At 66.5% G+C, this 23,907-nt stretch carries 25 protein-coding genes and 1 tRNA gene; 6 read left to right on the forward strand and 20 right to left on the reverse strand.

What is annotated here, in order from left to right; all coding sequences use genetic code 11:
* Positions 1–627, reverse strand: a complete 627-nt coding sequence (locus tag QNO06_RS02035) for a hypothetical protein (RefSeq protein ID WP_227913122.1) — start codon at positions 625–627, stop codon at positions 1–3.
* A 134-nt stretch (positions 628–761) separates the two neighbouring features.
* Positions 762–1,217 carry a 23S rRNA (pseudouridine(1915)-N(3))-methyltransferase RlmH gene (locus tag QNO06_RS02040; protein WP_227913123.1) on the reverse strand — a complete coding sequence of 152 codons (456 nt, stop codon included), beginning with the start codon at positions 1,215–1,217 and terminating at the stop codon, positions 762–764.
* A 156-nt stretch (positions 1,218–1,373) separates the two neighbouring features.
* Between QNO06_RS02040 and QNO06_RS02045 the strand changes: the two genes are divergently transcribed.
* Positions 1,374–2,240 carry a patatin-like phospholipase family protein gene (locus QNO06_RS02045; RefSeq protein ID WP_227913124.1) on the forward strand — a complete coding sequence of 289 codons (867 nt, stop codon included), beginning with the start codon at positions 1,374–1,376 and terminating at the stop codon, positions 2,238–2,240.
* Between the two features lie 24 nt (positions 2,241–2,264).
* On the opposite strand, the gene QNO06_RS02050 is transcribed toward QNO06_RS02045, so the two are convergent.
* Positions 2,265–2,579, reverse strand: coding sequence for a hypothetical protein (locus tag QNO06_RS02050; protein ID WP_227913125.1), 315 nt, complete (start codon positions 2,577–2,579; stop codon positions 2,265–2,267).
* A 153-nt stretch (positions 2,580–2,732) separates the two neighbouring features.
* On the opposite strand from QNO06_RS02050, the gene QNO06_RS02055 reads away from it, so the two are divergent.
* Complete coding sequence (locus tag QNO06_RS02055; RefSeq protein ID WP_227913126.1) at positions 2,733–3,614, forward strand: manganese catalase; 882 nt, start codon at positions 2,733–2,735, stop codon at positions 3,612–3,614.
* Positions 3,615–3,727: 113 nt separating this feature from the next.
* On the opposite strand, the gene QNO06_RS02060 is transcribed toward QNO06_RS02055, so the two are convergent.
* The 4 genes from QNO06_RS02060 to tadA all read right to left on the reverse strand — a co-directional run bounded on the left by QNO06_RS02060 (position 3,728) and on the right by tadA (position 5,359).
* Positions 3,728–4,042, reverse strand: a complete 315-nt coding sequence (locus QNO06_RS02060) for a hypothetical protein (protein ID WP_227913127.1) — start codon at positions 4,040–4,042, stop codon at positions 3,728–3,730.
* A gap of 121 nt (positions 4,043–4,163) precedes the next feature.
* A tRNA-Ser gene (locus QNO06_RS02065) sits at positions 4,164–4,253 on the reverse strand.
* A 74-nt stretch (positions 4,254–4,327) separates the two neighbouring features.
* Positions 4,328–4,813 carry a pyridoxamine 5'-phosphate oxidase family protein gene (locus QNO06_RS02070; protein WP_227913128.1) on the reverse strand — a complete coding sequence of 162 codons (486 nt, stop codon included), beginning with the start codon at positions 4,811–4,813 and terminating at the stop codon, positions 4,328–4,330.
* A gap of 75 nt (positions 4,814–4,888) precedes the next feature.
* Entirely contained in the window at positions 4,889–5,359 is a 471-nt protein-coding gene (tadA, locus tag QNO06_RS02075) for a tRNA adenosine(34) deaminase TadA (RefSeq protein WP_227913129.1), read from the reverse strand.
* Between the two features lie 88 nt (positions 5,360–5,447).
* Here tadA and upp point away from each other — a divergent pair, with 88 nt between their 5' ends.
* The 3 genes from upp (at position 5,448) to QNO06_RS02090 (ending at position 8,109) form a co-directional block, all read left to right on the forward strand.
* A complete protein-coding gene (gene upp / locus QNO06_RS02080) occupies positions 5,448–6,080 on the forward strand; it encodes a uracil phosphoribosyltransferase (RefSeq protein ID WP_227913130.1) in 633 nt (210 codons plus the stop codon).
* Positions 6,081–6,631: 551 nt separating this feature from the next.
* Positions 6,632–7,501 carry a winged helix-turn-helix domain-containing protein gene (locus tag QNO06_RS02085; protein WP_227913131.1) on the forward strand — a complete coding sequence of 290 codons (870 nt, stop codon included), beginning with the start codon at positions 6,632–6,634 and terminating at the stop codon, positions 7,499–7,501.
* A gap of 83 nt (positions 7,502–7,584) precedes the next feature.
* Complete coding sequence (locus QNO06_RS02090) at positions 7,585–8,109, forward strand: SixA phosphatase family protein (RefSeq protein ID WP_227913132.1); 525 nt, start codon at positions 7,585–7,587, stop codon at positions 8,107–8,109.
* A gap of 31 nt (positions 8,110–8,140) precedes the next feature.
* On the opposite strand, the gene QNO06_RS02095 is transcribed toward QNO06_RS02090, so the two are convergent.
* The 3 genes from QNO06_RS02095 to QNO06_RS02105 form a co-directional block, all read right to left on the reverse strand.
* The gene (locus QNO06_RS02095) at positions 8,141–10,216 is read right to left on the reverse strand and encodes a YhgE/Pip family protein (protein ID WP_227913133.1); all 2,076 of its coding nucleotides are present in this window, start codon (positions 10,214–10,216) and stop codon (positions 8,141–8,143) included.
* Positions 10,213–10,863, reverse strand: a complete 651-nt coding sequence (locus tag QNO06_RS02100; RefSeq protein WP_227913134.1) for a heme ABC exporter ATP-binding protein CcmA — start codon at positions 10,861–10,863, stop codon at positions 10,213–10,215. Before QNO06_RS02100 ends, QNO06_RS02095 begins: the two co-directional genes overlap by 4 nt.
* Before the next feature lie 152 nt (positions 10,864–11,015).
* Entirely contained in the window at positions 11,016–12,437 is a 1,422-nt protein-coding gene (locus tag QNO06_RS02105) for a dihydrolipoyl dehydrogenase family protein (RefSeq protein WP_227913135.1), read from the reverse strand.
* Between the two features lie 734 nt (positions 12,438–13,171).
* Here QNO06_RS02105 and QNO06_RS02110 point away from each other — a divergent pair.
* On the forward strand, positions 13,172–13,636 hold the full coding sequence (locus QNO06_RS02110) for a DUF732 domain-containing protein (protein WP_227913345.1): 465 nt from the start codon (positions 13,172–13,174) through the stop codon (positions 13,634–13,636).
* A 34-nt stretch (positions 13,637–13,670) separates the two neighbouring features.
* Here the strand turns inward: QNO06_RS02110 and QNO06_RS02115 are convergent, their stop codons facing one another.
* The 10 genes from QNO06_RS02115 to QNO06_RS02160 all read right to left on the reverse strand — a co-directional run bounded on the left by QNO06_RS02115 (position 13,671) and on the right by QNO06_RS02160 (position 23,895).
* Complete coding sequence (locus QNO06_RS02115) at positions 13,671–13,964, reverse strand: phage holin (protein ID WP_227913136.1); 294 nt, start codon at positions 13,962–13,964, stop codon at positions 13,671–13,673.
* Entirely contained in the window at positions 13,964–14,950 is a 987-nt protein-coding gene (locus QNO06_RS02120; RefSeq protein WP_227913137.1) for a M23 family metallopeptidase, read from the reverse strand. Before QNO06_RS02120 ends, QNO06_RS02115 begins: the two co-directional genes overlap by 1 nt.
* Positions 14,947–15,633: a collagen-like protein gene (locus QNO06_RS02125; protein ID WP_227913138.1), complete on the reverse strand. Its 687-nt coding sequence runs from the start codon at positions 15,631–15,633 to the stop codon at positions 14,947–14,949. The genes QNO06_RS02120 and QNO06_RS02125 overlap by 4 nt, the downstream gene beginning before the upstream one ends.
* On the reverse strand, positions 15,623–15,913 hold the full coding sequence (locus tag QNO06_RS02130; RefSeq protein WP_227913139.1) for a hypothetical protein: 291 nt from the start codon (positions 15,911–15,913) through the stop codon (positions 15,623–15,625). Before QNO06_RS02130 ends, QNO06_RS02125 begins: the two co-directional genes overlap by 11 nt.
* A gap of 65 nt (positions 15,914–15,978) precedes the next feature.
* The gene (locus QNO06_RS02135; RefSeq protein ID WP_227913140.1) at positions 15,979–16,149 is read right to left on the reverse strand and encodes a hypothetical protein; all 171 of its coding nucleotides are present in this window, start codon (positions 16,147–16,149) and stop codon (positions 15,979–15,981) included.
* 12 nt (positions 16,150–16,161) lie between these two features.
* On the reverse strand, positions 16,162–17,250 hold the full coding sequence (locus QNO06_RS02140; RefSeq protein WP_227913141.1) for a hypothetical protein: 1,089 nt from the start codon (positions 17,248–17,250) through the stop codon (positions 16,162–16,164).
* Positions 17,240–18,349 (reverse strand): hypothetical protein, encoded by a 1,110-nt coding sequence (locus tag QNO06_RS02145; protein WP_227913142.1) that lies wholly within the window; start codon positions 18,347–18,349, stop codon positions 17,240–17,242. The genes QNO06_RS02140 and QNO06_RS02145 overlap by 11 nt, the downstream gene beginning before the upstream one ends.
* Positions 18,346–19,386, reverse strand: a complete 1,041-nt coding sequence (locus tag QNO06_RS02150) for a hypothetical protein (RefSeq protein WP_227913143.1) — start codon at positions 19,384–19,386, stop codon at positions 18,346–18,348. Before QNO06_RS02150 ends, QNO06_RS02145 begins: the two co-directional genes overlap by 4 nt.
* Before the next feature lie 6 nt (positions 19,387–19,392).
* Complete coding sequence (locus tag QNO06_RS02155) at positions 19,393–20,244, reverse strand: phage distal tail protein (protein ID WP_227913144.1); 852 nt, start codon at positions 20,242–20,244, stop codon at positions 19,393–19,395.
* Positions 20,245–20,268: 24 nt separating this feature from the next.
* On the reverse strand, positions 20,269–23,895 hold the full coding sequence (locus tag QNO06_RS02160; protein ID WP_227913145.1) for a phage tail tape measure protein: 3,627 nt from the start codon (positions 23,893–23,895) through the stop codon (positions 20,269–20,271).
* Positions 23,896–23,907: the final 12 nt, after the last annotated feature.

The raw sequence follows: 23,907 nt of genomic DNA on the forward strand, positions 1-23,907 counted from the left end.
TTAGGCCAACGCGTACGACGGCGGTCCGCGCACCGGCCGTGAGGGGCAGTGCCGGGACCGGACCCGGCCGGGAGCCGGAGCGGAAATGGCTGCGGGTCGGGCGGTCGGGAAAGAAACGGGTGACGGCGCCGTGAACAGGGGGCGCAGCCAGGCCGCCGCGGCGTGCAGTGCGTCCTCGCCGCGGGCCAGCGCCAGCGTGCTGAGGACCACGGCGGCGAGGTGCGCCAGGAACAGTGCGGGGCCGGCGTCGTGCAGGCCGTGTCCAGCAGCGGCCGGAAGGGCGGCCGGCAGGCACTCCAGCGCCGTTGCGTGGTGGCTGGCCATGCCGCTGTGGCCAGCGGCGGCGCCGGGCGCGCAGGACACCGGAGCGGCCGGTGACAGGACGGCAAGGGCGTGATGCAGGCCGAGTTGGGCGGAACCGAGCACCAGGAACAGGCGGCCGGGACGGAACCGCCGCCCCGTGGTGATGGTGACGCCGGCCAGAGTGAAGGCGCCGAGGGCCAGCAGGAGGACCGGGGCCGGGAGGGTCCCTCCGCCGGCCGTGTGCGCACCGACGGCCAGGGCCAGGATTACAGCGGTGGCCGCGGCGGCACGCAGCATGCGAAAGGGGTCAGTGCGCTGGGGCATGGCTCCCTTTCCGGTCCCGCCGGCCGCGGCGCAGGGCCTGCCGGACTGCTGAAAAACTGCTCCCACTTTACCGTGCGCGCTTGACCGGCCCGGTTGACCGGCCCGGTTGACCATCCGGTGCAGGGAGGGGGAGCCTACTCGTGGTGGTAGGGGCGGCCGCCGGCAATCTCCTGGGCCCGGTATACCTGTTCGGCCAGGATCAGCCGGACCAGCTGGTGCGGGAAGACCAGCGGGGAGAGGGACCACACAAAGTCGGCGCGGTCATGCACGCTCTGGTCCACGCCGTACGCCCCGCCGATGATCAGGGTGACGTTGCGGGAGGAATCCAGCGGTTTCTGCAGGGTCTTTGCCAGGGCAGGGGACGTGATGGCCTTGCCGCGTTCATCCAGCAGGACCACGTAGTCCGAACCAACCTTGCCCAGCAGCCGCTCGGACTCTTCCTTGCGGGCGGCGTCCCCTTCCCGGGCGGAATGCGGAATGGGCACCCAGGTCAGGTCAAAGGGCTTCTTCAGCCGCTTTTCATACCGGCGGATCCCGTCAACCACCCAGTCCTCGTGCTTGCGGCCCACCATCAAAACTCTCAATGCCATGGAACCATTCAAGCCCGGAACCCTGCCCCGGAGCGAACCGGTACAACCTACCGCCGGTATGTCCCGGCGACGGAAGATCGGGCTTACACTGCCCAACAAGGAGAGGCCGGACCTCTCCGGCTTGTCTTTAACGGCGGAAGCCAGGGAGGAACAACCATGCGTTCAACGCGTGCTGTGGTGCTGGGCGGCGGCGGAGTGGCCGGTATTGCCTGGGAAATCGGATTGCTGGCGGAGCTGCTGGACCTGGGGGTGGATCTGAATGAGGCGGACCTGGTGGTGGGAACCTCCGCCGGTTCCGTGGTGGGCACCGCGCTGCGGTTCGGTCAGGTGCCGGCCGCCGTGGCAGCGCAGGAAACCGCGGAGGACGGGGCCAGTGCGCCGGATTACCAGGAGCCGGACTCGTTCGACGGCGAACGGTTCATGAACATCATGGGCGCGGTCGGGCAGGGCGGCGGCGGGGAAAAAGCGGCCCGAACCCGGCTGGGGCAACTGGCGCTGAAGGCCGATACCCAGCTGACCGAGGAAGCCTGGGTGAGCAGCATCCGGATGCTGGTTCCGTATCCGGTGTGGCCGGAAAAGGCCCTGGGCGTCACCGCCGTGGATGCCGAGGACGGCCGGTTCAAGGTCTTTGACGGCAGCTCGGGCGTGGATCTGGGCCTGGCGGTGACGGCCAGCTGCACGGTGCCTACTGTGTGGCCGCCGGTGCACATCAACGGCCACGTGTACATGGACGGCGGGATGCGTTCGGGGACCAACGCCGACGTCGCGGCCGGGCATGGGAAGGTCCTGGTGATTTCCTGCGGGCTCGAGGCGCCGCAGAGTCCGTTCGGACCGACGCTGCCGCAGGCATTGAAAACCATTAATAAGGAAGGTGCGTCGTTCCTGATCGAAGCGGATGCGCAGGCCCTGCAGGCCTTCGGCACCAACATGCTGCTTGATTCGACACGCAAGCCCTCCCTGGCCGCCGGCCGGCGGCAGGCAAAGGAGATCGCCGACGACGTCCGGCGGTTCTGGGAGGGCTAGCGGCTTAGCGTACCGGCGGGCCGCTTAGCGGTTGTCGCGGTCGATGTCGTCCGCCAGATTCGAACCGGGCTCGATCACGACGCCGTCTTCCCGCTGTCCGACGCCTGCGCCCTGCGCATCTGCTGCGCGCTCTTCGGCAGGAGCGGTCTGCTGGGGTGCTGTGGCGGTTCCGGCCGCTTCGGCTTCCTCGCGTTCCTGGATGTGCTTGACCAGGAACTCGAGTTCGTCGCTGTACTGCTGCAGCCGGTCGGACCGGGTTTCGTTGGCCAGGGCCAGCACCAGCTCGGTCTGGCGGTTGCGGAGCTGGGTGAGTGTGGGCTGTGATCCGTTGTTGTCCATGCTTCATCCTACAAAGGCGGCTGCTCATCAGTGCTTATTTGGAGATAATAAGTTTGCTTATTAGTTATCTTCTGGGCTAGGTTCTAGCTACAGGCGCGCGGTGTCGGCAAAGCGGCGACCATTCGATGCGGGCCAGATATGCGGAGGTGAATAGTGTTCTTTCACAAACAGGAACTTCAGTTCAAGGCAACACCGGATAAGCCGGATGCCGTCTACGCACGCAAGCTCCAGGAAGTGCTCGGTGGCCAGTACGGTGAAATTACCGTAGCCATGCAGTACGGGTTCCAGTCATGGAACTCGCACCTTCCCGGCAAATACCGGGATCTTCTTTACGGCATTGCCGCCGAAGAAATGGGCCACGTCGAGATGCTGGCCATCATGATTGCCCAGCTGCTGGAAAAGGCTCCGCTGGGAATTACCGACGACGCAGTCCAGTCGGACCCCACCATTGCAGCCGTTGTTGGCGGCATGGATGTCCAGCACGCCATTGTGGCCGGTGCCGGCGCCCGTCCCGTGGATAGCAACGGCAACCCGTGGACCGCCGCTTACGTAACTGCTTCCGGCAACCTGCTGGCCGACTTCACGTCCAACGCCAATGCGGAGATGCAGGGACGCCTCGCCGTCGCCCGCCTCTACCACATGACCGATGACAAGGGCGTCCGGGACCTGCTCTCCTTCCTGCTGGCCCGCGACACCATGCACCAGAACATGTGGACCGCTGCTGCGAAGGAACTGCAGGAAGAGGGCTACGAGCTCCTGCCGGTCCCGAGCAACTTCCCGATCAAGAAGGAAGAGCGCGAAGTGTCCTACCAGTACTTGAACTTCTCCGACGGCAAGCACGCCTCCGAGGGCTCGTGGGCTTCCGGCCCCACCCCGGACGGCAAGGGCGAGTTCAGCTACCACGAGGGCCCGACGACGACGGCCCCCATGCCGGACGTCACCCGCCCGGATGCGCGCTACTACGGCACCACCGACATCCCTAACGTAGTGGAGAAGGTTGCCGGCACGGTTCAGGACAAACTCCACCGCGAGTAAGTCTGTGAACCGGGAGTAACTGCCCGCAACAGAGAGGCCCGGATACCGGGCGTGGAATCCACGCCGGTGTCCGGGCCTCTGCATTTGTATGGAGTCGTTTCGAGGGCACCATGTCAGAGAATGCTGGACCAGAACAACAGCGCCATTCCGGCAGCGCTGAGAATGAAGATGGTGGCAAGTGTCTTCCGTGTGAGCAAGTACCCGGGATCGCGGTCCCACCTGCCCATACCCTGAAACACAATTCCCGAGATCCCCGCAACACAGACCGCGCCGCCCGTCAGGGCCGCGAGCGGTGCAGGGTCCATACGTGCGCCGGCTGCGGCAATCAGGCCCCCGGCCAGAAGGATCATGCCGCAGACCAGGACCACCCTGATAAACCTGCTGATGGTGTGGCGGGACGGCCAGGCTGCGGCGCTCTGAAGCTTCACCGGACCGAGGCTAGCGAGCTTCTTGACTCCGGACAAGGAGTATTAGGCGCACAGCTTCTGAGTCGAGCCGGTCCAGATAAAAAGAAAACCCCGCAGATCCGAAGATCTACGGGGTTTTCATTGGCGGTGACGGTGGGATTTGAACCCACGTTGGCTTTTACACCAAACAACATTTCGAGTGTTGCACCTTCGGCCGCTCGGACACGTCACCAACGCGACAACCTTACCGGGTTAGAGGCCCAACACCCAAAAGCGGCCCTGCCGCCGCCGCCGAAGCCGCCGGAACTAGAGGTCGACGACGTCGTTCTTGCCGACGTTGGGCGTCCCGCCGGTCACCGCAGCCTTGCCGATCTTGAACATGCTGGCGATCTTCGGTTCGTCCGAGGCCCAGTATTCGGCCGTGTGGGAATCCACCTTCAGCAGCGCCACCGCCGGATCCTCGCGGCCCTTTTCGAACCAGCCCTCCACCGAGGTTTTCCAGAGTTCGTCGATCTTCTCCACGTCCCTGGTCATGGTGGCGGTTCCGCTGATGGACAGGAAGCCCTTGGAATCCTGGATGGCTACGTTCACATGAGGATTCGCCCGGACTTCATCAGCCTTGGGGGAGGGATCCGGGGTGAAGAACCACAGGTTCCCGTCCTTGTCCGCCTCCTGCAGTTGCAGCGGCCGGCTGACCAAGTTTCCCTGCAGGTCCACGGTGGTCACCGTGGCGATCTTGGCCTTCTCGAGGATGCTGACAACAATGTCTCGTCCGTCCTGCTCTGATGCCATTGCGGAAACTCCTTTGCTTGTCGCGTTCCGGATTTAGTAAGCCTACGTATAAACGCAGGCAGACGGAACGGCGGCTCAGACGTTTCGCTTGGAGCCGAAGAAGTCCCGCAGCAGCCGCGCCGCTTCCTCCTCGCGGACGCCCGGGAAGACCTCCACCCAGTGATTCAGGCGACGTTCGCGCAGGATGTCGAACACGGAACCGGAGGCCCCCGCCTTCTCATCCCAGGCCCCGAAGACCACCTTCGGCACCCGGGCAAGGACAATCGCCCCGGCGCACATGGCACACGGCTCCAGGGTCACCACCAGGGTGCAGCCGGCCAGCCGCCACTCGCCCACCTTCGCCGCGGCGTCGCGGATGGCCAGGACCTCCGCGTGCGCCGTCGGGTCCCCGGTCGCCTCGCGTTCGTTTCGCCCGGTGCCCAGCACCTCGCCGTCCGGCCCCAGTACGACGGCGCCGATCGGCACGTCCGAAGTGTCCAGTGCCAGCCGGGCCTGGTCCAGGGCAAGATCCATCCAGGCCTCGTGCCTGCGGGAAAGGGACTCCATGCTCCCATCGTCCCGCATCCGCGCGCCTGCGGGCGAACGCGGTAAGGGCAACGCGGTAAGGGCAGGGCCGGAATGGTAGTTTTGAAGTATGCGCGTACTTGTAGTGGATCACCCCCTCGTTGCCCACAAACTCACCGTTCTCCGCGACAAGGACACCCCGTCACCGATCTTCCGTCAGCTGACCGAAGAACTGGTTACCCTGCTGGCCTATGAAGCCACCCGGACCGTCCGCGTGGAGCCGGTCCCCATCGAGACCCCTGTCACCTCCGCCATCGGCACCGGACTGGTTAAGCCCACCCCGCTGGTGGTGCCGATCCTGCGTGCCGGACTGGGCATGCTCGAAGGCATGACCCGCCTAGTGCCCACCGCCGAGGTTGGTTTCCTCGGCATGGCCCGCAACGAAGAGACCCTCGAAGCCATCACGTACGCCGAGCGGCTGCCGGATGACCTCACCGGCCGCCAGGTCTACGTGCTGGATCCGATGCTGGCCACCGGCGGCACCCTGCGCGAAGCGATCAAGTTCATGTTCAACCGCGGTGCCGCAGAAGTGATCTGCATCTGCCTGCTGGCCGCCCCGGAGGGCCTCTCCGTGCTTCAGGAGGAACTCCAGGACGCCAACGTCACCGTGGTGCTGGCCTCCATCGATGAGCGACTCGATGAGAAGGCCTACATTGTTCCCGGCCTGGGCGACGCCGGCGACCGCCTCTACGGCGTCGTCTAACCTGCCGTCCCGGGTTCTCCGGGACGGGACGGCCGCTCCTGGCCGGCCCTGCAATCTCCGTCCATTATGTGGACAAACACTTTCAGTTTGATGGCGCCTGCTCCCTGACCTACGGTTCGGGGGCGGGCGCTTTTTTGCTCCTCCATGTTGAAACTAGTCATCGGTCTTATCGTCTACGTGCGGAATCCGCTTAGGTCTTATGCATAATTATGCATAGCTATTCATTGTGTCTTTATGTGAAGTGCGTCACAAAACTACGCAATCTGTCCACTATGTGAGACAAGAGTGGCATTGTTACTTGCGCGCTACCCTTTGTTACATGCAATAATCCGAAGCGTGAACACCAACACGGCAGCACCAGTCGCAGTCTTCCCCGGTGGCGCCCGCGCCACGCAGGAGACGTGCTGTTGTCGAATGCATACCTCTGGAACCACCCCCATCCTCAGGTAAGACTCAGGCCCAAGCATTGGGCATAATAGCCGCCATCTCGACCGGGCACACCCCCCGCTTTCGAGCCGTGATGACGGCGATTCACGATGAGTAGGTCCCACATGTCAGTAGCATCCGGTTACGTCCACATCTCCCTGCGCGCCGCGCAGAACCGCGCCGGATCAGGTTCCCAGCGCCCCGCCTCCGGCGGTTTCCCCCGCTCCTACGGCGCACAGCCGTTCGGGAACCAGTCCTACGGTGTCCAGCCGTCCAGCAGTGCCGCAGCGCGTCCGCTGCGCGCCGTCACCGGCCAGGACGCCAACCCCGTCACCGCCCCCACCCCGGTGGTCACTCCCAACGGCATTCCCGGACCCCAGGCGGTCAGCAATGACACCACGGCCCGCGGATTCGTTATCTATGTTGGCCTCGATGAGGAAACCGCCGCAGCCAACGGCACCTCGCTGAGCAAGCTGGCCGCCGAAATCCGGTCACACGTCCAGACCCTGGTGCCCGGCGCACAGAGCCACGCCGCCGTCGCCCTCGCACCGGCCGGTGCCACCGGCACGGACATCGAGGTTGTCCGCCAGGCACTGGGAGACCCCACGGTCGCCCGCCGCCAGCCCGTCCAGCAGCCCACCCCGGCGCCGCCGGTTCCGGCAGCGACCCGGCCCTCCGGCGTCCTGATCGACCTGTCCCGCCGTGAGGTGCACCTGGACGGCGACACCCTGAACCTGACGTTCAAGGAATTCGAGCTGCTGAACTACCTGGTGGAAAACGCCAGCCGGACCGTCGGCCGCGAAGAGCTGCTGGCCGGCCTGTGGCGCAACGCCGAAGAGGTGCCCAACGAGCGCACCATCGATGTCCATATCCGCCGCCTGCGCTCCAAACTGGGTCGCCTGGCCAACACCGTGCGCACCGTGCGCGGACAGGGGTACCGCTTCTACGAGCACCCCGAGGTTGTTGTCTGGGCCGCACCGGAATACAGCATCTAGCCAGCGGCGGGCCCGCAGCCCCGAAGTGACAACCGCAGCCGCGGACGGACCGCGTTCATTCCGTCCGCGGCTAAGCTGAACCAATGACCGGCCACCACCTCAAGAAACTCCAGCTCCTGCGCCACGCCAAGGCCGACTGGCCCCGCGACGTCGCAGACCACGAGCGTCCGCTCTCCGGCCGGGGGCACCGGGACGCACCGCTGGCCGGCGTGTGGATGCGCGAGCACGGCAGCATCCCGGACTTCATTCTCTGCTCCTCCGCACTGCGGGCACGGCAGACCTGCACCTGGGTGTGCAAGGAACTCGGGGACAAGGCACCCACCGCAAAACTCGAGGACCGGCTCTATGACGCCAGCCCCGAGCGGATCCTCAGCCTGATCAACCACGTGCCGGAAACGGTGACCAGCCTGCTGGTAATCGCCCACCTGCCCGGCGTCCAGGACCTGGCCATGCGCCTTGCCTCGGCCGACTCGGATGAAGAGGCCGTAATGGAGATGGCCACCCGCTATCCGACGTCGGGCCTCACCGTGATGGAAACCGCGCTGCCCTGGGCGGAGCTGGACGGCCGAGACTCGCGGATCACCGACTTTGTGGTGCCGCGCGCCTGAGGCAGCACGCGGCACCTAGGTGCCGGCGAGGCTAGATGTCGATTTCCGGCTGCAGCGTCTTCAGCGTCCACAGCCGGTGCTTGCGTGCCGCCAGCAGGGACAGCAGGAGCCCGACGGCGGTGTAGGCCAGCAGCCCCGCCGCCACCGAGGTGACCTGGGCCAGTTCCCCGCCGTACAGCAGCTGACGCAGGCCGTTCACCATGTAACCCATCGGCAGCAGGTCGTGGGCCACGTGCAGCGGGGCGGGAATGGTCTGCCACGGGAAGGTGCCGCCGGAGGACACCAGCTGCAGCACCAGCAGGATCAGCACTACGAACTTGCCCACTGAACCCAGCAGCGCCACGATGCCCTGGATCAGGGCCGAGAATGCCATGGCGGCCATCAGCAGCAGTACCCACGCCAGGACCGGGTGCGCCGGGTCCAGTCCGAGGCCGAACCGCACCACCGCGTACAGCAGGGTGGCCTGGACCAGGGAGACCACCAGGAACGGCAGCCAGCCGCCCAGGGCTATCTTCCACGCCGGAGCGTTGGATGCCAGGGCGCGGCGGCTGATGGGCCGCATGGCCTGGGCGAGCATAAAGATGCCCACCCACATGGCCAGGGTCAGGAAGTACGGGGCGAGGCCGGCGCCGTAGGTGCCCGCTTCGGCCTGGTCCACGGTGCTGACCGTCAGCGGATCGGCAATCACCGAGGAAGCGTTGGCGCGCTCCTCGTCGCTGGGGTTGGGCACATTTCCGGCGCCCTCATCGAGCTGCTGGGCCAGCTCCGCGGAGCCGTCCTTCAGCTGGGTGAGCCCGTCCTTCAGGGTGCCGGCGCCTGCGGCAGCGGAGTCCGCGCCGTCGGCCAGCTGCCGGGAACCGTCCAGGGCCTGCTGTTCGCCGGCTGCCAGATCACCTGCACCCGCAGCGAGCTTGTCCGCACCGGCGGCCAGATCCGACGCTCCGGTGGAAAGCTTGGCGGCGCCGGTGTTGGCGGCGCTGATGCCGTCAGTCAGCGGCTGCGCGTTGGCGGCCAGTTGCTCTGCGCCGGCAGCGACGCTCTCAGCGCCCGTGGCCAGCGTCTGCAGCTGTGCCAGCTGGTTTTGGCCGGCGGTTCCGGTCTGCGCCCCGGCCAGCTCCTGCTGGAGTGCGGCGGCCTGCGCGGGAGTGAGCACGCCGCTGGCCACCAGCCGGGTCACGCTGTCCGTGACGTTCTGCTGGGCGGCCTGCGTGGCTGCGGTGATTTTGCTGTTCAAGCCGGCCGTTGCATCTGCAACCTGCCTCGCCCCGTCAGCCAGCTGCCGGGTCTGCTGCGGCAGCGCAGCCGTGGAGGAGGAGAGCTGGCCCAGTCCGCTGGACAGCTGCCCCGCACCCGTGGACAGCTCATTCGCTCCGCCGGAAAGCTGGGTGGCGCCCGTGGCCAGGCTGTTGGCGCCGGTTGCCAGCTGCTCCTGGCCGGACACCAGCGAATGCGCCCCGGTGGAGAGAGTGTCCAGGCCGGACTTCAGCTCCGCCGCGCCGGAATCCGCTGAGCCCGCGCCGTCGGCCAGCTGCCCCGCGCCGTCGGCGGCCTTCTCCAGCTGCGTGTGCACGGTGCTGAACCCGGTGAGCAGCTGGTTGGCCGTTTCCTCACCCACTTCGGCCGCCACGCTGTCGTGCACGGAGCCCGTGAGTTTGTCCACGATGCTGCTGAGCAGGTAGTTGTTCGCGTCATTGGTGGTCACATGCAGGCTGGCCTGGCGGGCATTCCCGAGATCCGACGCAGAGGCAAGGTTCGCGGAAAAATCCTCCGGGATGGTCAGCGCAAATTCGTAGGTGCCGTCCCGGACCCCGGTCTCGGCGGCGTCGGCACTGTCCACGATCTCCCAGTCGAAGGTGCCGTCCTCCAGCAGGTTCTCCTGCACGGTGGCACCGACCTCCAGACGCCCGTCAGTGGTGTCGGCACCGTCGTCGTCCACCACCAGGGCGGCCTTGATGCCGTCCAGGTTCCCGTACGGGTCCCAGTTCGCATAGAGGTAAATGGCGCCGTACAGCAGGGGCACCAGGGACAGGGCGAGGATGGCCAGCTTCGGCAGGATGCCGCCGGTCATGCGTTTAAGCTCGCTCAGGGCGAGGCGGAAGACGGTCACGCGGACACCTCCTGGGCGGTGGCGCCGGCCGATGCGCCGGCGGAGGCTGCCGGTCCGGTCCAGTCTGCAGGAATCTGCGCCACGACAGCGACGGCGGTAACCAGCCGTTCAGTGGACGCCACACTGTCCGTGAGGATGGGCAGCCAAACGTCCGGATCCGCCAGGTGGCGGTCAGGGGAATTAAAAACCAGCAGTTCGACGGCGAAGTCCGCCAGCGCCAGCCGGACCAGCAGGTCCAGCCGGGCCGCCGGTTCCAGTTCCTCGATCCACAGCGGGCCCAGCTCCGCGAGGCCTTCGGCGGCAAGCCAGGCCCCGGCGTCGGCGTGCGGCCGGCTGCGGCGCGGAATCAGGGCCAGGTCCTCAGCCACCAGGTCGCGCACGCGGAAATGCCGCTCCGGTTCGTTTACCTCCGGCGAATCCACCAGGGCCGCGTGCCGGCGCAGGTTCTCCAGCCGGTCGCTGCGGCCCCAGGCCACGGTGCCGGAGGTGGGACGCATCCTGCCGGAGAGCGCCAGGGCCAGTGCGGTGCGGGTGGACTGGTCATCCCCCTGGATCAGCAGCAAACCGCCGGCTTCCAGGCGGAGGGACGTGGGCGGCAGGAGCGCACTATGGCGCCCCTTAATGAATAAGTCTTCCGCACTGAGCATGGTGTCTTCGCCTCTTTGTCCTGGGATGTAGCGAGATGTCGCGCGCCTGGCACGCAGAGAGGCGCATCTGCCAACCTAGGTGAAACTGACTAGTCAGTGCAAATGACGGCGGCGAGAGGTTTGCCACACCGGCGGGGCCGAAGCCATCCGGGTCAGAGGCCGTACTTTTCCAGCAGCCGGAGCCACACCTCGCTGATGGTCGGGTAGGCGGGGACGGCATGCCACAGCCTGTCCAGCGGCACTTCCCCGACAATGGCGATGGTGGCCGAGTGCAGCAGTTCCGAAACGCCCGGACCCGCGAAGGTCACTCCCACCAGCACCTTGCGGTCCTCGTCCACCACCATCTGCGCCCAGCCCTTGTAATCGTCGGCAAAGAGGGATGAACCGGCGACGGCGATCTCCAGCGATGTCTCCGAGGCGTTGATACCGTCGGACCGGGCCTGCTCCAGGGTCCGGCCCGCCATGGCCACCTCCGGATCGGTGAACACCACCTGCGGGACGGCGTACTTATCCGCCGTGGCCGTAAAGCGGCTCCACGGTGCCGGGTTCACGGCATCCGTTCCCGCCCGGGCCACAATGGCATCACCGGTGGCGCGGGCCTCGTACTTGCCCTGATGGGTCAGCAGCACCTTCCCGGCCGCGTCGCCGACGGCGTACAGCCAGCCGCCGTCGACGCCGGTGGCCCGGCCGGTATCGTCGGTGTCCAGTTTCCGCGGATCCAGGCCCAGTTCTTCCAGTCCCAGCCCCGCCAGGTTGGGGTGGCGTCCGGTGGAAACGAGCAGCCTGTCTCCGCTCACCGTGCCGCCGTCCTCCAGCGTCACCTCCACGCCGCCGTCGTCGGACTTCCGGACCGAGGCAGGGGAGGTGGAGGTGCGGACATCCACGCCGGCCGAGCGCAGGCCCTCTTCCACCAGGGCGCGGGCGGGTTCGGGAAAGGACTTCAGCAGCGGCCCGCGGGCGAGCAGCGTAACGGTGGAGCCCAGCCGGGCGTAGGCCTGCGACAGTTCGACGCCGGCGACCCCGCCGCCGATAACCACCAGCCGGCCGGGAATTTCCTGTGCGGAGGTGGCTTCCCGGGTGCCCCAATAGTCGACCGCGTCCAAGCCGTCGAGCGGGGGAGCGGTGGGCGTGGATCCGGTGGCCAGGACGACGGCGTGCCGGGCGGTGATCTGCAGGGTCCGGCCGTCAGTGGCGGCCACTTCCACTTCGCGCGGCCCGGTTAGGCGGGCGCGGCCCCGCACCAGCTCGATTCCGGCACTGTGCACCCACTCGACCTGGCCCTCGTCGTTCCAGTGCGAGGTGAAGGAATCCCGGCGGGCCAGTACGGCAGCGGCATTAAGGGTGCCGGTGACGGCTTCCCGTGAACCGGCCAGGGAACGGGCCTCGTTCAATGCGGTGCCCGGGCGCAGCAGCGCCTTGGATGGCATGCAGGCCCAATAGGAACACTCCCCGCCCACCAGATCCGCCTCAACGAGGACGGCGGACAGCCCGCCTTGAACAACGCGGCCGGCCGCGTTTTCGCCCACGGCGCCGGCGCCGATGACAACTACGTCTGTATGCATGGTCTCAGTCATGGATTGAGCCTTGCATCACGTGCCGGGAGGGGCAACCCGGCGGCGGTATGGGGAGGCACCGTGATTCGCACCGGGAAAACAAAAGACCCGGTCTGATCAAGTTTCCTTGATCAGACCGGGTCTGAGTGGTGCGCGCGAAGGGATTCGAACCCCCAACCTTCTGGTCCGTAGTCGTCCATCCTTGACAGTTCGAGATTTCATACGCTAAGCCGCATTGTGGCCTGTTCTCATGCGGATTTGGTGGCTGGCTCGCTATGCAGGTTCGCATAGTTTTATATTTTCAACCCCGGTTTACGGAATAAACTACGACTAAACTACGAGCTGGATGGGTAGTCGTGGGTATCTGTTTCTAGCCGATCAGGTCGTATGGATCGACCCACCGCGATTCCTCCCAACGGATGCGGACCACGGCCGCCGCCGGCACCCACTCGTCGGTAACAACCCCGTTTGGCTCGGCATGGAACAACACATAGTCCCGTGTCCAGGCTAAGGCTTTGCCGTCTCGATGCCCGTCTGGGAAGCTGGCCCGAATGTACGGCTCGCTACGGTACGGGGCGTGCACGACGCGCCCAGGCGGGCAGGAACGCGCAGGTGCCAAGCTGTACGGCGTGGACATGACATCAACTTTATTCACCCCGGGACTCTCTCACCCAGCACTGACTTAAACGGCAGTAGGCCCCCACTCCGGAGAGTGGGGGCCTACCTGTCGTGATGCTAGACTCCGCTGCATGATCATGGGGGGAAGCCGGTATCGCCGGCTAATTGCAGCTGCATCCATAGGAATTACGATTGCCGCGTTGACCGCATGCGGTGGAGAACAAGCTTCTCCGACCTCGAAACAGACAAGCAGTCCCCCAGCATCGACAGCCGCCGAGCCCAAGGCGCCGCCAACGACTCTCGCGTCCACGCCTGGTTCGGGTGCATCGTCAGCACGGGCCAGCGTCAGCCACCAGACTGTTTATCTTGCTGAGCTACGTAAGGCCCACGCGAGTCTTCTGACCGCGCCCGATGAGGGACTTATTACCATAGGCGAAGGCGTGTGCACCTTCTACGACAACGGCGCGACAAGCTCAGAGGTAAACAACTTCCTGCTGACGGCCGCCGGCGTGACCTACACCGCCTCCGAGTTCGCGGCCATGCATGGTGCCGCTGTGGCTGCCTTTTGCCCAGAGCACATGTCGAAACTATCCGGCGGATAGCCGACTAGCCGCGGTTCTATATCGCCTGGGCAAGTCACAAACGGTGCCTGGGCTCGCCGTCGTCGAGCTGACGGGCAACTGCAAGGGTCGGCGCCTCCGGATCAGCATCCGGACTGGCGTAGATGTTCACCTGGCGCGGACTTGTCGGTGCCGGCGCCGTGTTGGGCACGGCGAGCCCGGCGGTGCCGAGGCCGAGGACCGCGGCGGCGAGGTTCAGCCACACCTGGGTGTCTTCGCCGCTGACGAAGCCGAGGATGACGAGCACGGGGATGGCGGCCGCGACGATGCCGTAAATCCATTTGCGGGTGTTCGGGTCTTTGATGAACATCAGTTCTCCTTGACTTCGAGGGTGACCTTCACCTGGTCGATGAGGGTCTGCGCGTTGACGGCACCGGCTGCCTGCGCAACGGCTTCGGCCAGCGCCTTCGGATCGCTGCTCGCCATGACCGCCTTGGATGCGTCGGCGGCCTGCCCGGCGAACGCGTTCCCGTACCGGATGTAATCGACCAGCGCGTACGTCTTCCCCTCCTCGAACGGGTGGGGCACCTGAATGGACAGCAGGCCGGCGACGGCGTTGATTGCCGCTTCGGCTTTCGCTTCTGCCCTGTGCGCTGCATGGTTTGCTGCCGTGGCCTGATCATTGGCCTCGCTGGCGAACTGGTTGGCGTACACCAGCACGTCGATGGCCTGTTCGTCACTGCCGCGAACCTTGGTCCGGTACGACCAAATTTCTTCCGGTGTTGCCATGTCTTCCTCCTCGGAAGTTGTGGAGCCAGTTGGAATGATGCTTGCGGACCCGAACTGTTTCATCGGGTCGGAGCGTGAGTAGTAGGGGCTGCCATAGTTGATGGGCAGCGTCATGTACTCGAAGTGCAGGTGCGGGCCGGTAATCCGGCCGGTCTTGCCGGAGAGGCCGATCTGCTGGCCCCCGTTCACCCACTGGCCGGTCAGAACCTCCACCTCGGACTGGTGGCTGTAGGCGGTGGCGCTGCCGTCCCCGTGGTCGATGATGGTGATGTTGCCCGAGTCGGCACCGGCAGCGCCGGAAAGGTAGCCGTACTTGTCGGCGATGTGTTTGGGCATGTTCTGGCCGGGGCCAGCCCAAACAACGGTGCCGGGCGCCGCCGCCACAATTGGTGTGCCTACCGGGCATGCAAAGTCCACGGCCAGGTGCCCGACGGGCTGGTAGTTGCCGAACAGGTACACCAGCTGCTGCGCGGAGCTGCCGTTCGGGTTGGGGCTAACACCGGCGGTGGCGTTGCTGCCGAACACCGCGCTTATGTCGTGTGGTACTGGGAGATGAGTGAGGATCATGGCGCTCCTGTCGGGAGGGTAAGGGCGGTAAGCCGGCAGGGACCGGTGCTGGTCTGGCTGGTGCCATCGGTGTAGGTGACGACCCAGTAGGAGGACTCGCCGGTGCCCTCGCAGGTGACGGAGCTGATGCCGCGGCCGTCGGCACCCGGGGCGCCGTCCGTACCGTCAGTGCCGTTCCTGCCGTCGATCCCATCCTTGCCTGGCGGGCCGGGGGCACCGTCGAGTCCGTTTGTGCCGTTGATGCCGGTTGCGCCGGGGATGGTAGAAGCCTCTCCGGCGTCGCCCTTGTCGCCCTTTGCCCCTGGGGCGCCGTCCTGGCCGTCCCGCCCGTCGCGTCCCGGGTCGCCCTTGTCGCCCTTCGGCCCGGTCGCGGGGTTGGAGGGTTCCTCAGCAACAGCTTCAAGTCGGGCACACAAGTCCTGGTCATAGACCTGGACGTCGTCCGCTGTGCAGATGACGGCTTGGGCTTCCTGCGCGATCTCCTGCTTCTGGGATTGCTGGCTCGCCGCATTTTGATCGGCAGCGTCCTTCTCCGCGGACAGCACCAGGTATAGGGCCACGGAGAGGCCCGCGACGATGGCCAGAAGGGCGACCAGCCCCACAAGTAGCCTCCGAATCCGCCGGCGGTCCCGCGATGCTTTCTGCTTCAAATCCGCGGCTAGGGCGTCTTCGTCAGTTTGCATCGGGTTCCTCCGCTAGTTCGGTCCATTTGTCGGGGATGGGTCGTATGTCGTTCTCGATGAGTTGTTCGCGCCAGGCTGTGGCATCGGCTTTCAGTGCCCGCAGCTCCCGCTCCTTGCGGCGCAGTTGGCGGTCTTTCTCTTTGATTTGCTGTTCAAGGTGGGCGATCAAGAGGTCCTCATTTCGGATGCGGCGCTTATCGGCCCTGTTGATGAGGAACGCGAGGCCGCCGCCGATTGCGGCAAGGAGTGGCACGAGCGCGGTAAGAAGTGCGGGATCCACACGTTGGTCCTCCCTGCGGGGTGGGCAAAAGAAAAGCACCCCGCAGGGTGCTCGATGACATGGGCTTAGTTCGTGGCGGGAGGAGAGGTCTCTGCGAACAGAGTTCCGTCGGCTTTGGCGTCAAACAGGATGCCGGTGACTACTTCCACCAGCTGGTCCGCGACACACTCCCCGATGGTCCCGTTTAGGGTTACGGAGCCTGCGCCCTTGGTAATGGTGAGATTGATATTGGCCATGCGGTGAGTCCTTTACAGCAGATAGGTGATGCCCAGGGACTGGGGCCCTGAGCCTGCGACTACGGTCAGGATCTGCCCGGCCGTGTTGATTTCGACGTTTGTTCCCTTGACCTTTGAGGGTGGCCAAAGCTCTTTGGGGAGAGTTCCCACCACTTCCTGGGTCCCGTAGGAGCCCCGCTCGTAGGCCCCGGATACCTGCGCGATATCCCCGGAGCGGCTGTACCGCACACCGGACCACCCGGACTGAGCGAAATGGGTGAACCCCCCAGACAAGGTGGCCATGGTGGAGGGGATCTTGGCCGCGGCCCCCAAGGGGGCACCGTTCACGAGGATGCCCTTGTCGGCGGTCAACCGCAGATAGCCGTCTGCGGTGTGCGAGACGCCGGACACCATTGCGCCGCCCAGGTCGTAGGAGGCCAGCCGGAACCCGCTGTCGTACACGTAGATGGTGGACTGGTAACGCCGCGCCCCGGGGGCGCCGCCAGGCTGGGTTCCGAAAGCATCCATGCCCACGCCCGCCGGGGCGAACGTCACCGTACTGTAGGCGTCCACCTCGGACTTAGCACCGCTTATTCCTTGCATGGCCAGCGGGTCATCCCGGCCCAGAGTGAAGCCCGCAGGCCACTTGGCGGCCGGGGAGAGGCCGTCCAGACGTTCACTCTCGAACCAGAACCCCGGCTGCGCGTCGTCAGCGCCTATCGACCACCGGGTCAGGTGTTTGCCCACCTGCGCCCGGACCTTGTGCCGCACCGAAGTGCCATCACCAAACTTCACCGCGGCCTGCCCGTGGGAGGTCAGCCCGTCATCAGTCAGCTTGCTGCCCACATCGGGCTCCGGGCTGGACTGGACGGTGGACCCGGTAAGTACCCGGTCATCCAGGACTGCGTCCGGCAGGTTGTCCCGGCCCACCACTATCTTTTCCTGCACCGTCTCAGTGAGCTGCCGGCTCACCCCCTCGCTCAGGGGCGCGCCTTCCACGATCCGGTCCGTGGAGACATACGGCCTGCGGGAGAGCAGCCGGTCAACCAGGCGGCGGAGCTCCGCCAGGTCACGGCTGAACTTCTCCGGGGTTAGTGCCTGGGGCACGCCGTTAGAACCCATCGGCTGCCCCTCCCCCCAACTTGGCCAGGACGGGGCGCCACTGCCCGCCGCCGGCCCCGAAGTATTTACCCACCACGATGAACACCCCATCCTCTTGCAGGTCTGCGGTTTTGACGGTCACCCGTGCAGAATCGCCAGGCGTGACGTCCGCCAGCCGGGAGCCCGGGGCGTCCTCCACCGTAATGGTCAGAACCGACTGACCCCCAAAGAGCTCCGCGGCCAGTTCCCGCGCCCGGTCGTCCAGGGTGAGCTGGTCCTGGATCCCGGAGGAGAGCTGCTCCCGCTGCTCCAGCCGGACCCACCCCGTGGCCTCGCGGAGGGTGTCCACCACGGGCGCGGAGCGGGGCTTCCCGGCGCCATCCCCCGCGCCCAGGATTTCCACATGGGTGGCCGCAGAGCCGGTATCCCAGGACTCCTCCAACGCGGGCAGCAGGATGTTCCCCGCGGTCCGCTCTCCCTCGGAAACGAGGGAGAACACCCGCTCCGGCCGGTCGGTACGGTAGCCCAGATACGGGTACCCGGTGCGGAACACGTACCGGAGGCGCCGGTGGGTCCCGTCCGCCCACTCCACCGCTATCTGCCAGTTGAACCCGTTCTCCAGCGCGGCCAGCTCCTGCAGGGTGTCATAGAGGCGAACGTTCTCGCTGTCCTCGTAGTCCACGGTGCGTCGCACCCCGCTGGGCGGGCAGTCATACTCCAGGGGTAGCCCCGCCGCGTCCCCCGCGATGCTGGCCAGGTCCTGGGCAATGGCGGTCTGGTCGCGGTCCGCGTACGTCCGGGTGCGGGTGTACCGCTCCAGCAGGTAGCCCTCCAGCGTGCGGGTGGGAAACGATACCCGGCCATCCCCGGGGCGGGAGCGGTGATAAGGGACCCCGTGCCAAACGATGCGTTTCTGCTCGTCCACTGCGATATACAGGACCCGCCAAGGGATCAGTGTCTCCCGCCAGTTTGGCGGGCACTGGGGGTCCCCCAAGGCCAGGCTCAGCTTGCCGGTTCCGAACGCCTGGAGCAGGACACTCAGGTCCCCCTCGGGGGTGACGGGGACCTCCCCCAGCAGCTCACGGGACTTTAGTCCGAAGGCCAAGAATCTAAGACTCATACCGCCCCCACACCGTCATCGCGGACCGCCACGTAAGTGGCCCCGTAATTGTCCGTCGGCCCGTGCAGCAGGAAGGCCCCGGCCCCAGTGTGCTGGGCACCGTACACCCTCAGCTGGTGGTTGCCCGCTGCCAGCGCCGGCCGCCGGCCGGTGAAGCTGAACCCGGTTTCCACCCGAGTGGAGGTAACCACCACCTCGGACCGACGCACCGGCACCCCGTCCAGCCGGACGTCAAAGAAATAGGTGCTGCCCGCGATAGCGGAAAGAACCCCCGAGAATTCGATGGCCACCGCGCGGGACACGGATGTGGTGAAGTCCAGACTGAACGCGGGCAGCTCCACGTACTCGAACTTCTCCGCCAGTTGGGAATTTGCAGAGAGCGCCCGGTACCCCAGGACCCCTCCGGGCTCGTACCAGCCCACCCCGTTGCCTTCCTTGGCGGCCCGCATCAGCGCACCCTGCCGATCCAGGCGCAGGGCCAGGGCCCCGGGGTACGCCAGCAGGGTGCCCAGATCGGCGGCGTCCCGCACCGGGACAGGGGCCCCCGCGGCGGCAGTGAAGAACGGATCCTCCAGGGCGGACGGGTTGCCCCCGTTGGCCCGGGGGGTCAGGATGCTGCCAACGTGGAGCTGGCGAGCCTGCAGCGGGGGGAGCCCGGCGCCGGCGGATGCTGTGCCTGGTACCAAGCGGAGGCGGCCCTTGCGGTCGGTGCCGCCGGATCCGTTGTCGGGGTCCAGGACCTCAAGCACGATGCGGTCCCGGCGGGGGTTGGTGGAGTCCGCCGCACCGATGGTGCCTTCCACCAGTGTGGCGGAGTCTAGCCCCAGCAGGTACGCACCCTTGGGGGTTCCGATGGCCCCGCTGAACTGCCCCACCGTAACGGTGTTGTCGCTGATGGTGATGGTGGGGGGCGGGCCCAGCACGCCCGTGCGGGGGTTGCCGTCGGCGTTGCGGGCCAGCAGCCCGGACACCCCGCGCCGCTCGGCCTCGGCGCTGTAGTCCACGCCGTTGATGAATAGGGGGAGGGTTACAGACATGGGGTCCTACTTCCAGGAAGGTGACCATGAGGCGGTCATGCGGGTGTCAGGGTCATATGCGGCGGCATCGAAGAGCAGCACGTCGCCGGCGGTGAGGTTGAACCATTCGCCTTCCACCGCCCCGTCACGGGGGACGCCGTCCAGCCGGGCGGTATGGTGGTCGAGGTCCAGAACCAGACGCTGCCCCGGCAGCAACGGCCCGTCGAACCGGAGAGATTCCCCCGTTGCCGCTTTGCGGACTATTGGGGAGGACCCCGGGCCGATGAACGTGACCTCCGCGCCCACCGGATGCCGGTTCGGGCTGGTGATGGCCACCGCGCCGGACAGCACGGTGGCCTGTATGGCGGAGGGCAGCTGGTAGGGGCGGCGTCGGCCGCCGCTGGTGTAGGGCAACCCCACGGTGTCCGATCGGGAATACCCCAGACCGGCCCCTTCCCGTTTGAGGTACTCCCGGGAGTGGAACTGGAGATCGAAAGTTACCAGCGTGTCGGTCACCCACTTGATGACCGGGCGGTCCTCCTGGCGCAGGGGGACGAACTTGGGCACCCCCCGTTCAGTAACCACAAAGGGCTGCGGGAACTGCAGGGGGATGTGGTCCACCAGATCCTCCAGCAGATCCGCTGCCTCGTCCGCGGTGCGGCCTAGCAGGGTGCCCTTTGCCACCAGTCGGCGGCCCTCCGCGTTCGCCTCGGAGAGCACCCCGCCGGACGCTTGGCCCCGCCGCTCAAGGGCTCCGGAGGAGGCCGTGGGCTCCCACCAGCCGGTCAAATCCGTGACCTTGTACCCGTAGCCCAGGCGCTGGCGGGACTGTAGATCCAGCCCCGCCAGCGACACCCCTACGCCGTCAGCTACCTGCATGTGTCCGCTCCCTATTTCCGTGGGTCATATGTTCTGCAGCCGGCGGACCACCGCTTCAACGATGGCTCCAACCTCCGGCCCGGAGTAGTCCACCTGAACGGTCTGGTAGTAGACGTTCCCCGCCCCGGTGGCCATTCCCGAGAGGGAGGCTCCTACGGGGTATTCCGAACGGAAGGGCACGCCGCCGCGGGCGTACCCCATGAGCTCGGACACCCAGGGCTCGTCGCGGTTTATGCCCAGCAGCAGCCGGTCATGCTTGCGACTGCTGGCCCCGTTCACGATCCACTCCCCGGACTGCACCGCCAGCGGGCGCCCATTGACTGAGGCCAGCACGTTGTCTACGCGCTGGTCCCGGGGCGGAGCGCCTGGCACGATGCCGCCACCCGCCAGGCCCGCCATGAACAGGTCCTGCACCTTGCCGCCGCCTGCGCCCCCCGGCCCCTTGCCCGGGGCGTAGGGGGTGCCGCCCCATCCGGCCGTGTCGTCCCGCCCGCGGAGGATGTTCATGGTGGCGGTGATGACCGCAGTGCGGTTCTCCGCTACCTTGTTCAGCGCCGCGTTGGCCGCGTCGGTTAGCGCCCGGGCGTCAATCAGGGCAATGCGTTCCTGCTTGGCGACGTCGGTTATCTTCTGCCCGGTGGCGTCGGTCCCTGTCTCGGACACCTTGATGGTGCCGTCCGGCAGGGTCTCCACCACGTAGCCCAGGTTCTCCAGGCCCAGCTTGACCTCGGGGGACATCGGCTCGGTGATGATGATTTCTTTGTTGGGCAGGCCCTGGATCTGGCTGTGCAGGTTGCCCAGCTGGATTTCCAGATCGGTGGCCTGTTCACCGGTCGAAGCGATGGCACCGGTGGTGCCCTCCGCCATCTGCTTGGCGTAGTCCGACATCCAGGTGTCGATGTTCACTTCCTTCGGGATGCCCATGGCTTCCCGGGCCAAAGCGTTGGCAGCGTCCGCGTTGCCGGTCATGGCCAGCGCGTTGTCATAGAGCTGCGTGTACGTCTCGCTAAGGACGCCCTGCATCTCCTCCTGGGTGTGGATGTTGTTGCCGTAGGCGTCGGTCTCACTGGCCATCGCCTGCAGCAACGCGATCCGCGCCCCGGCCACCCCGTCCATGGCCGCGGCATTATCGCGCCCTGCCTTGGTGTTGATGTCCAGGTTGGGGCCATTGGCAGCCAGCGCCTCGTTGAAAGCAACTTGTGCCTCGACGGCACCGCGCTGCGCGTCCCGGCTAGACAGGTTGGCCAGCCCGGCCCGCACCAGCAGGTCCACGTATTTGTCCAGCTGCGCTACGGCGCCGCTGGCGGTGAGGCCCATTTCCTCCAGCGCCTTGGCCATATCCTCGGTAATGGGGATTGCGTCCCCGGTTACAGAGGTCATGGAGCCCACCACCGTAGTTAACCCCTCGGCGGAGAAGCCGGCGGCCTCCATGCGGGGCGGTATCTTGCCCATTGCCATATCCAGGATTTCCCAGTCCTGGAGGTCCACTCCAACGGACTGGCCGAGGGCGATCAGGCTGTCCCGGTACCCGGGCATGATGTCCAGGGCGTCCTGCGCGGACTGGCCATTCTTCTCGAACTCGGTGGCCAGTTTGTTGAATGACAGGGCGGCGGTGTCGGCCGCGCCGTTGGAGACTAGGTCCCCAAGGCTATCGCCCACCTGGTTGAACCGGTCCTTCAGCTGGGTGAGCACGCCACCCTCGTGGCCCACCATTTGGAAAAGGTCCACCACGCCGCTCTCGAAGCGGCCCATCTTGTTGGTGCTCTCCTCCACCAGCCGGCTAACGGCGTCGCTGACACCGTCCACCCCTTGGATGGTCTCGCTACCGAAGAATGTCCCCCACTCGGAGAACATGCCGTCCAGCGAGGACACCCCCTCCCCGCTCTTGGAGAGCTTGAGCACGGAGTTAGCCATCTGCTCCACGCTGGGGGAGAAATCGTGGGACGTAGCTTTACCTATCGCCGCCAGAGCCCCGATGGCCACCGCCGCGATGGTGGCGCCCTTGGCTACCTTGCCCAAGGTGCCGGGCAGACGCCCGCCCTCAGAGCCCAGGTTCCGGAAGTTCTTCACACCCTCCATCACCTTGGGAAGCAGCGTCATAAAGGCGCCGCCCACGAGTGCCACGGAACCAGCGGTGCCGGCCATGGCGATGCCGGACTCCAGCGCCGGGGTGGGGATTTTGCCGATCATATCCACGGCGGACTCGCCGGCCTGCACCAGTGTGCGCAGTGCCTCGGACGCCGAGCCGCCGCCCTTGATGAACACGGTCTCCATGCTGCCGCCCAGTTTCTCCAGGTCCCCGGAGAGGTTGTCCTGGAGGATGGCTGCGGTGGTAGCTGCATAGCCCGCGTCGTTTACCTTGTCGGTCCAGTCTTGGATGCCCTCGCCGCCCTGCTTGTACAGAACGTTGGCGGCCCGAACGGCGTCGGCGCCGAAGATCACGGCGCTGGAGTGGTCCCGCTCCTCTTGGGTAAGGTCGGCCATGTTGGTCTGCAGCTGCTCGGCCAGCGCGGTCATGCCGATGAACTCGCCGTTGGCGTTGTACATGTTGATGCCGATTTTTTCCATTTCGGCGGCCGCCACGGAGGACGGCGCCTGCAGGTGCTGCAGCATCGACTTGAGCGACGTTCCGGCGTCGGACCCGACCAGCCCCGCCGAGGCGAACGCGGCCAGCGTGCCGGTGGCGGACTCAATGGTCACACCGGTGGCAGCAGCCACCAGGCCGGACTGGTTCAGGGCCATGCCCAGGTCCTCAACGGACCCCTGGGCCTTACCTGCACCCGCGGCCAGCAGGTCAGCAATGTGCGGGATGTCCTGGCCGGAGAGGCCGAACTGGGTCATGGCCGTGGCGGCCAGCTCAGCGGCCTGCCCCACATCCATGGCACCTGCAGCCGCCAGGGACAGCGAGCCGGTGAGGCCCCCGCCCAGGATGTCGTCCGCCGAGACGCCGGCCTTGGACAGCTCCTCGATGGCCCCGGCGGCTTCCTCGGCGGAATAGGCCGTATCCGCGCCTGCCTCCATGGCGGCCTGGCGGAAGATGCCCATCTCGTCCGCGCTGGCGTGCGTGGCGGCTTCTACCCCGGACATCGCCTTATCGAACTCGGCAAACTTGGTAATCGAGAGCGCAGCGACGGCAACGGCGGCCGCGCCAAACCCCATCAGGGTTTCCCCGGACTCTTTCCAGGCTTCGTCGTTTTCCTCGGCGTCCTCCGCTAGGCGGCGGAGACTCAGCCCCGCCTCGTCTGCGGCGGCAGCGGCTTCCCCTGTGGCGGCGGCAGCGGCTTCCCCGGCGGCCTCCTGGCTCTGCGCGGCCTCGGTGGCGGCTTCCCCGGCGGCAGCCTGCGCGGCGGCCAGATCCTCGGCGGACTGGGTGGCGGTGCCGAGGTTTTCGGCGGACGCCCCGGCAGCCTCACCGGCGGCGGTCAGCTCCTCCGCCGCCGAAGAGCTGGCCTCGGCGGCGGAATCCAGTGCCCCCGTTACATCGTCCGCCCCACCCTGCGCCTGACGCATCCCGGACTCAACCTGCTGGCCGGCGGTCCGGCCCTGCGTTGCCAGGTCCTGTGTGGCCTGGGTGGCCTGCCGCATGCTGGACCGGAACTGGTCCACCTCCGCCCGGATACGGACTGTTACCTGACGCTCCGAACCTGCCACCGCGGCCTCCTA

This window comes from Arthrobacter sp. zg-Y20, from assembly GCF_030142075.1.
In the GTDB taxonomy this organism is placed as follows: Bacteria; Actinomycetota; Actinomycetes; order Actinomycetales; family Micrococcaceae; genus Arthrobacter_B.

Excerpts from the sequence above, each read along its gene's own strand:
- QNO06_RS02035 (WP_227913122.1), bottom strand. The coding sequence starts at position 627 with ATGCCCCAGCGCACTGACCCCTTTCGCATGCTGCGTGCCGCCGCGGCC.
- QNO06_RS02040 (WP_227913123.1), bottom strand. The coding sequence starts at position 1,217 with ATGGCATTGAGAGTTTTGATGGTGGGCCGCAAGCACGAGGACTGGGTG.
- QNO06_RS02045 (WP_227913124.1), top strand. The coding sequence starts at position 1,374 with ATGCGTTCAACGCGTGCTGTGGTGCTGGGCGGCGGCGGAGTGGCCGGT.
- QNO06_RS02050 (WP_227913125.1), bottom strand. The coding sequence starts at position 2,579 with ATGGACAACAACGGATCACAGCCCACACTCACCCAGCTCCGCAACCGC.
- QNO06_RS02070 (WP_227913128.1), bottom strand. The coding sequence starts at position 4,813 with ATGGCATCAGAGCAGGACGGACGAGACATTGTTGTCAGCATCCTCGAG.
- tadA (WP_227913129.1), bottom strand. The coding sequence starts at position 5,359 with ATGGAGTCCCTTTCCCGCAGGCACGAGGCCTGGATGGATCTTGCCCTG.
- upp (WP_227913130.1), top strand. The coding sequence starts at position 5,448 with ATGCGCGTACTTGTAGTGGATCACCCCCTCGTTGCCCACAAACTCACC.
- QNO06_RS02085 (WP_227913131.1), top strand. The coding sequence starts at position 6,632 with ATGTCAGTAGCATCCGGTTACGTCCACATCTCCCTGCGCGCCGCGCAG.
- QNO06_RS02090 (WP_227913132.1), top strand. The coding sequence starts at position 7,585 with ATGACCGGCCACCACCTCAAGAAACTCCAGCTCCTGCGCCACGCCAAG.
- QNO06_RS02100 (WP_227913134.1), bottom strand. The coding sequence starts at position 10,863 with ATGCTCAGTGCGGAAGACTTATTCATTAAGGGGCGCCATAGTGCGCTC.
- QNO06_RS02105 (WP_227913135.1), bottom strand. The coding sequence starts at position 12,437 with ATGACTGAGACCATGCATACAGACGTAGTTGTCATCGGCGCCGGCGCC.
- QNO06_RS02110 (WP_227913345.1), top strand. The coding sequence starts at position 13,172 with ATGGGGGGAAGCCGGTATCGCCGGCTAATTGCAGCTGCATCCATAGGA.
- QNO06_RS02115 (WP_227913136.1), bottom strand. The coding sequence starts at position 13,964 with ATGTTCATCAAAGACCCGAACACCCGCAAATGGATTTACGGCATCGTC.
- QNO06_RS02120 (WP_227913137.1), bottom strand. The coding sequence starts at position 14,950 with ATGATCCTCACTCATCTCCCAGTACCACACGACATAAGCGCGGTGTTC.
- QNO06_RS02125 (WP_227913138.1), bottom strand. The coding sequence starts at position 15,633 with ATGCAAACTGACGAAGACGCCCTAGCCGCGGATTTGAAGCAGAAAGCA.
- QNO06_RS02135 (WP_227913140.1), bottom strand. The coding sequence starts at position 16,149 with ATGGCCAATATCAATCTCACCATTACCAAGGGCGCAGGCTCCGTAACC.
- QNO06_RS02140 (WP_227913141.1), bottom strand. The coding sequence starts at position 17,250 with ATGGGTTCTAACGGCGTGCCCCAGGCACTAACCCCGGAGAAGTTCAGC.
- QNO06_RS02145 (WP_227913142.1), bottom strand. The coding sequence starts at position 18,349 with ATGAGTCTTAGATTCTTGGCCTTCGGACTAAAGTCCCGTGAGCTGCTG.
- QNO06_RS02150 (WP_227913143.1), bottom strand. The coding sequence starts at position 19,386 with ATGTCTGTAACCCTCCCCCTATTCATCAACGGCGTGGACTACAGCGCC.
- QNO06_RS02155 (WP_227913144.1), bottom strand. The coding sequence starts at position 20,244 with ATGCAGGTAGCTGACGGCGTAGGGGTGTCGCTGGCGGGGCTGGATCTA.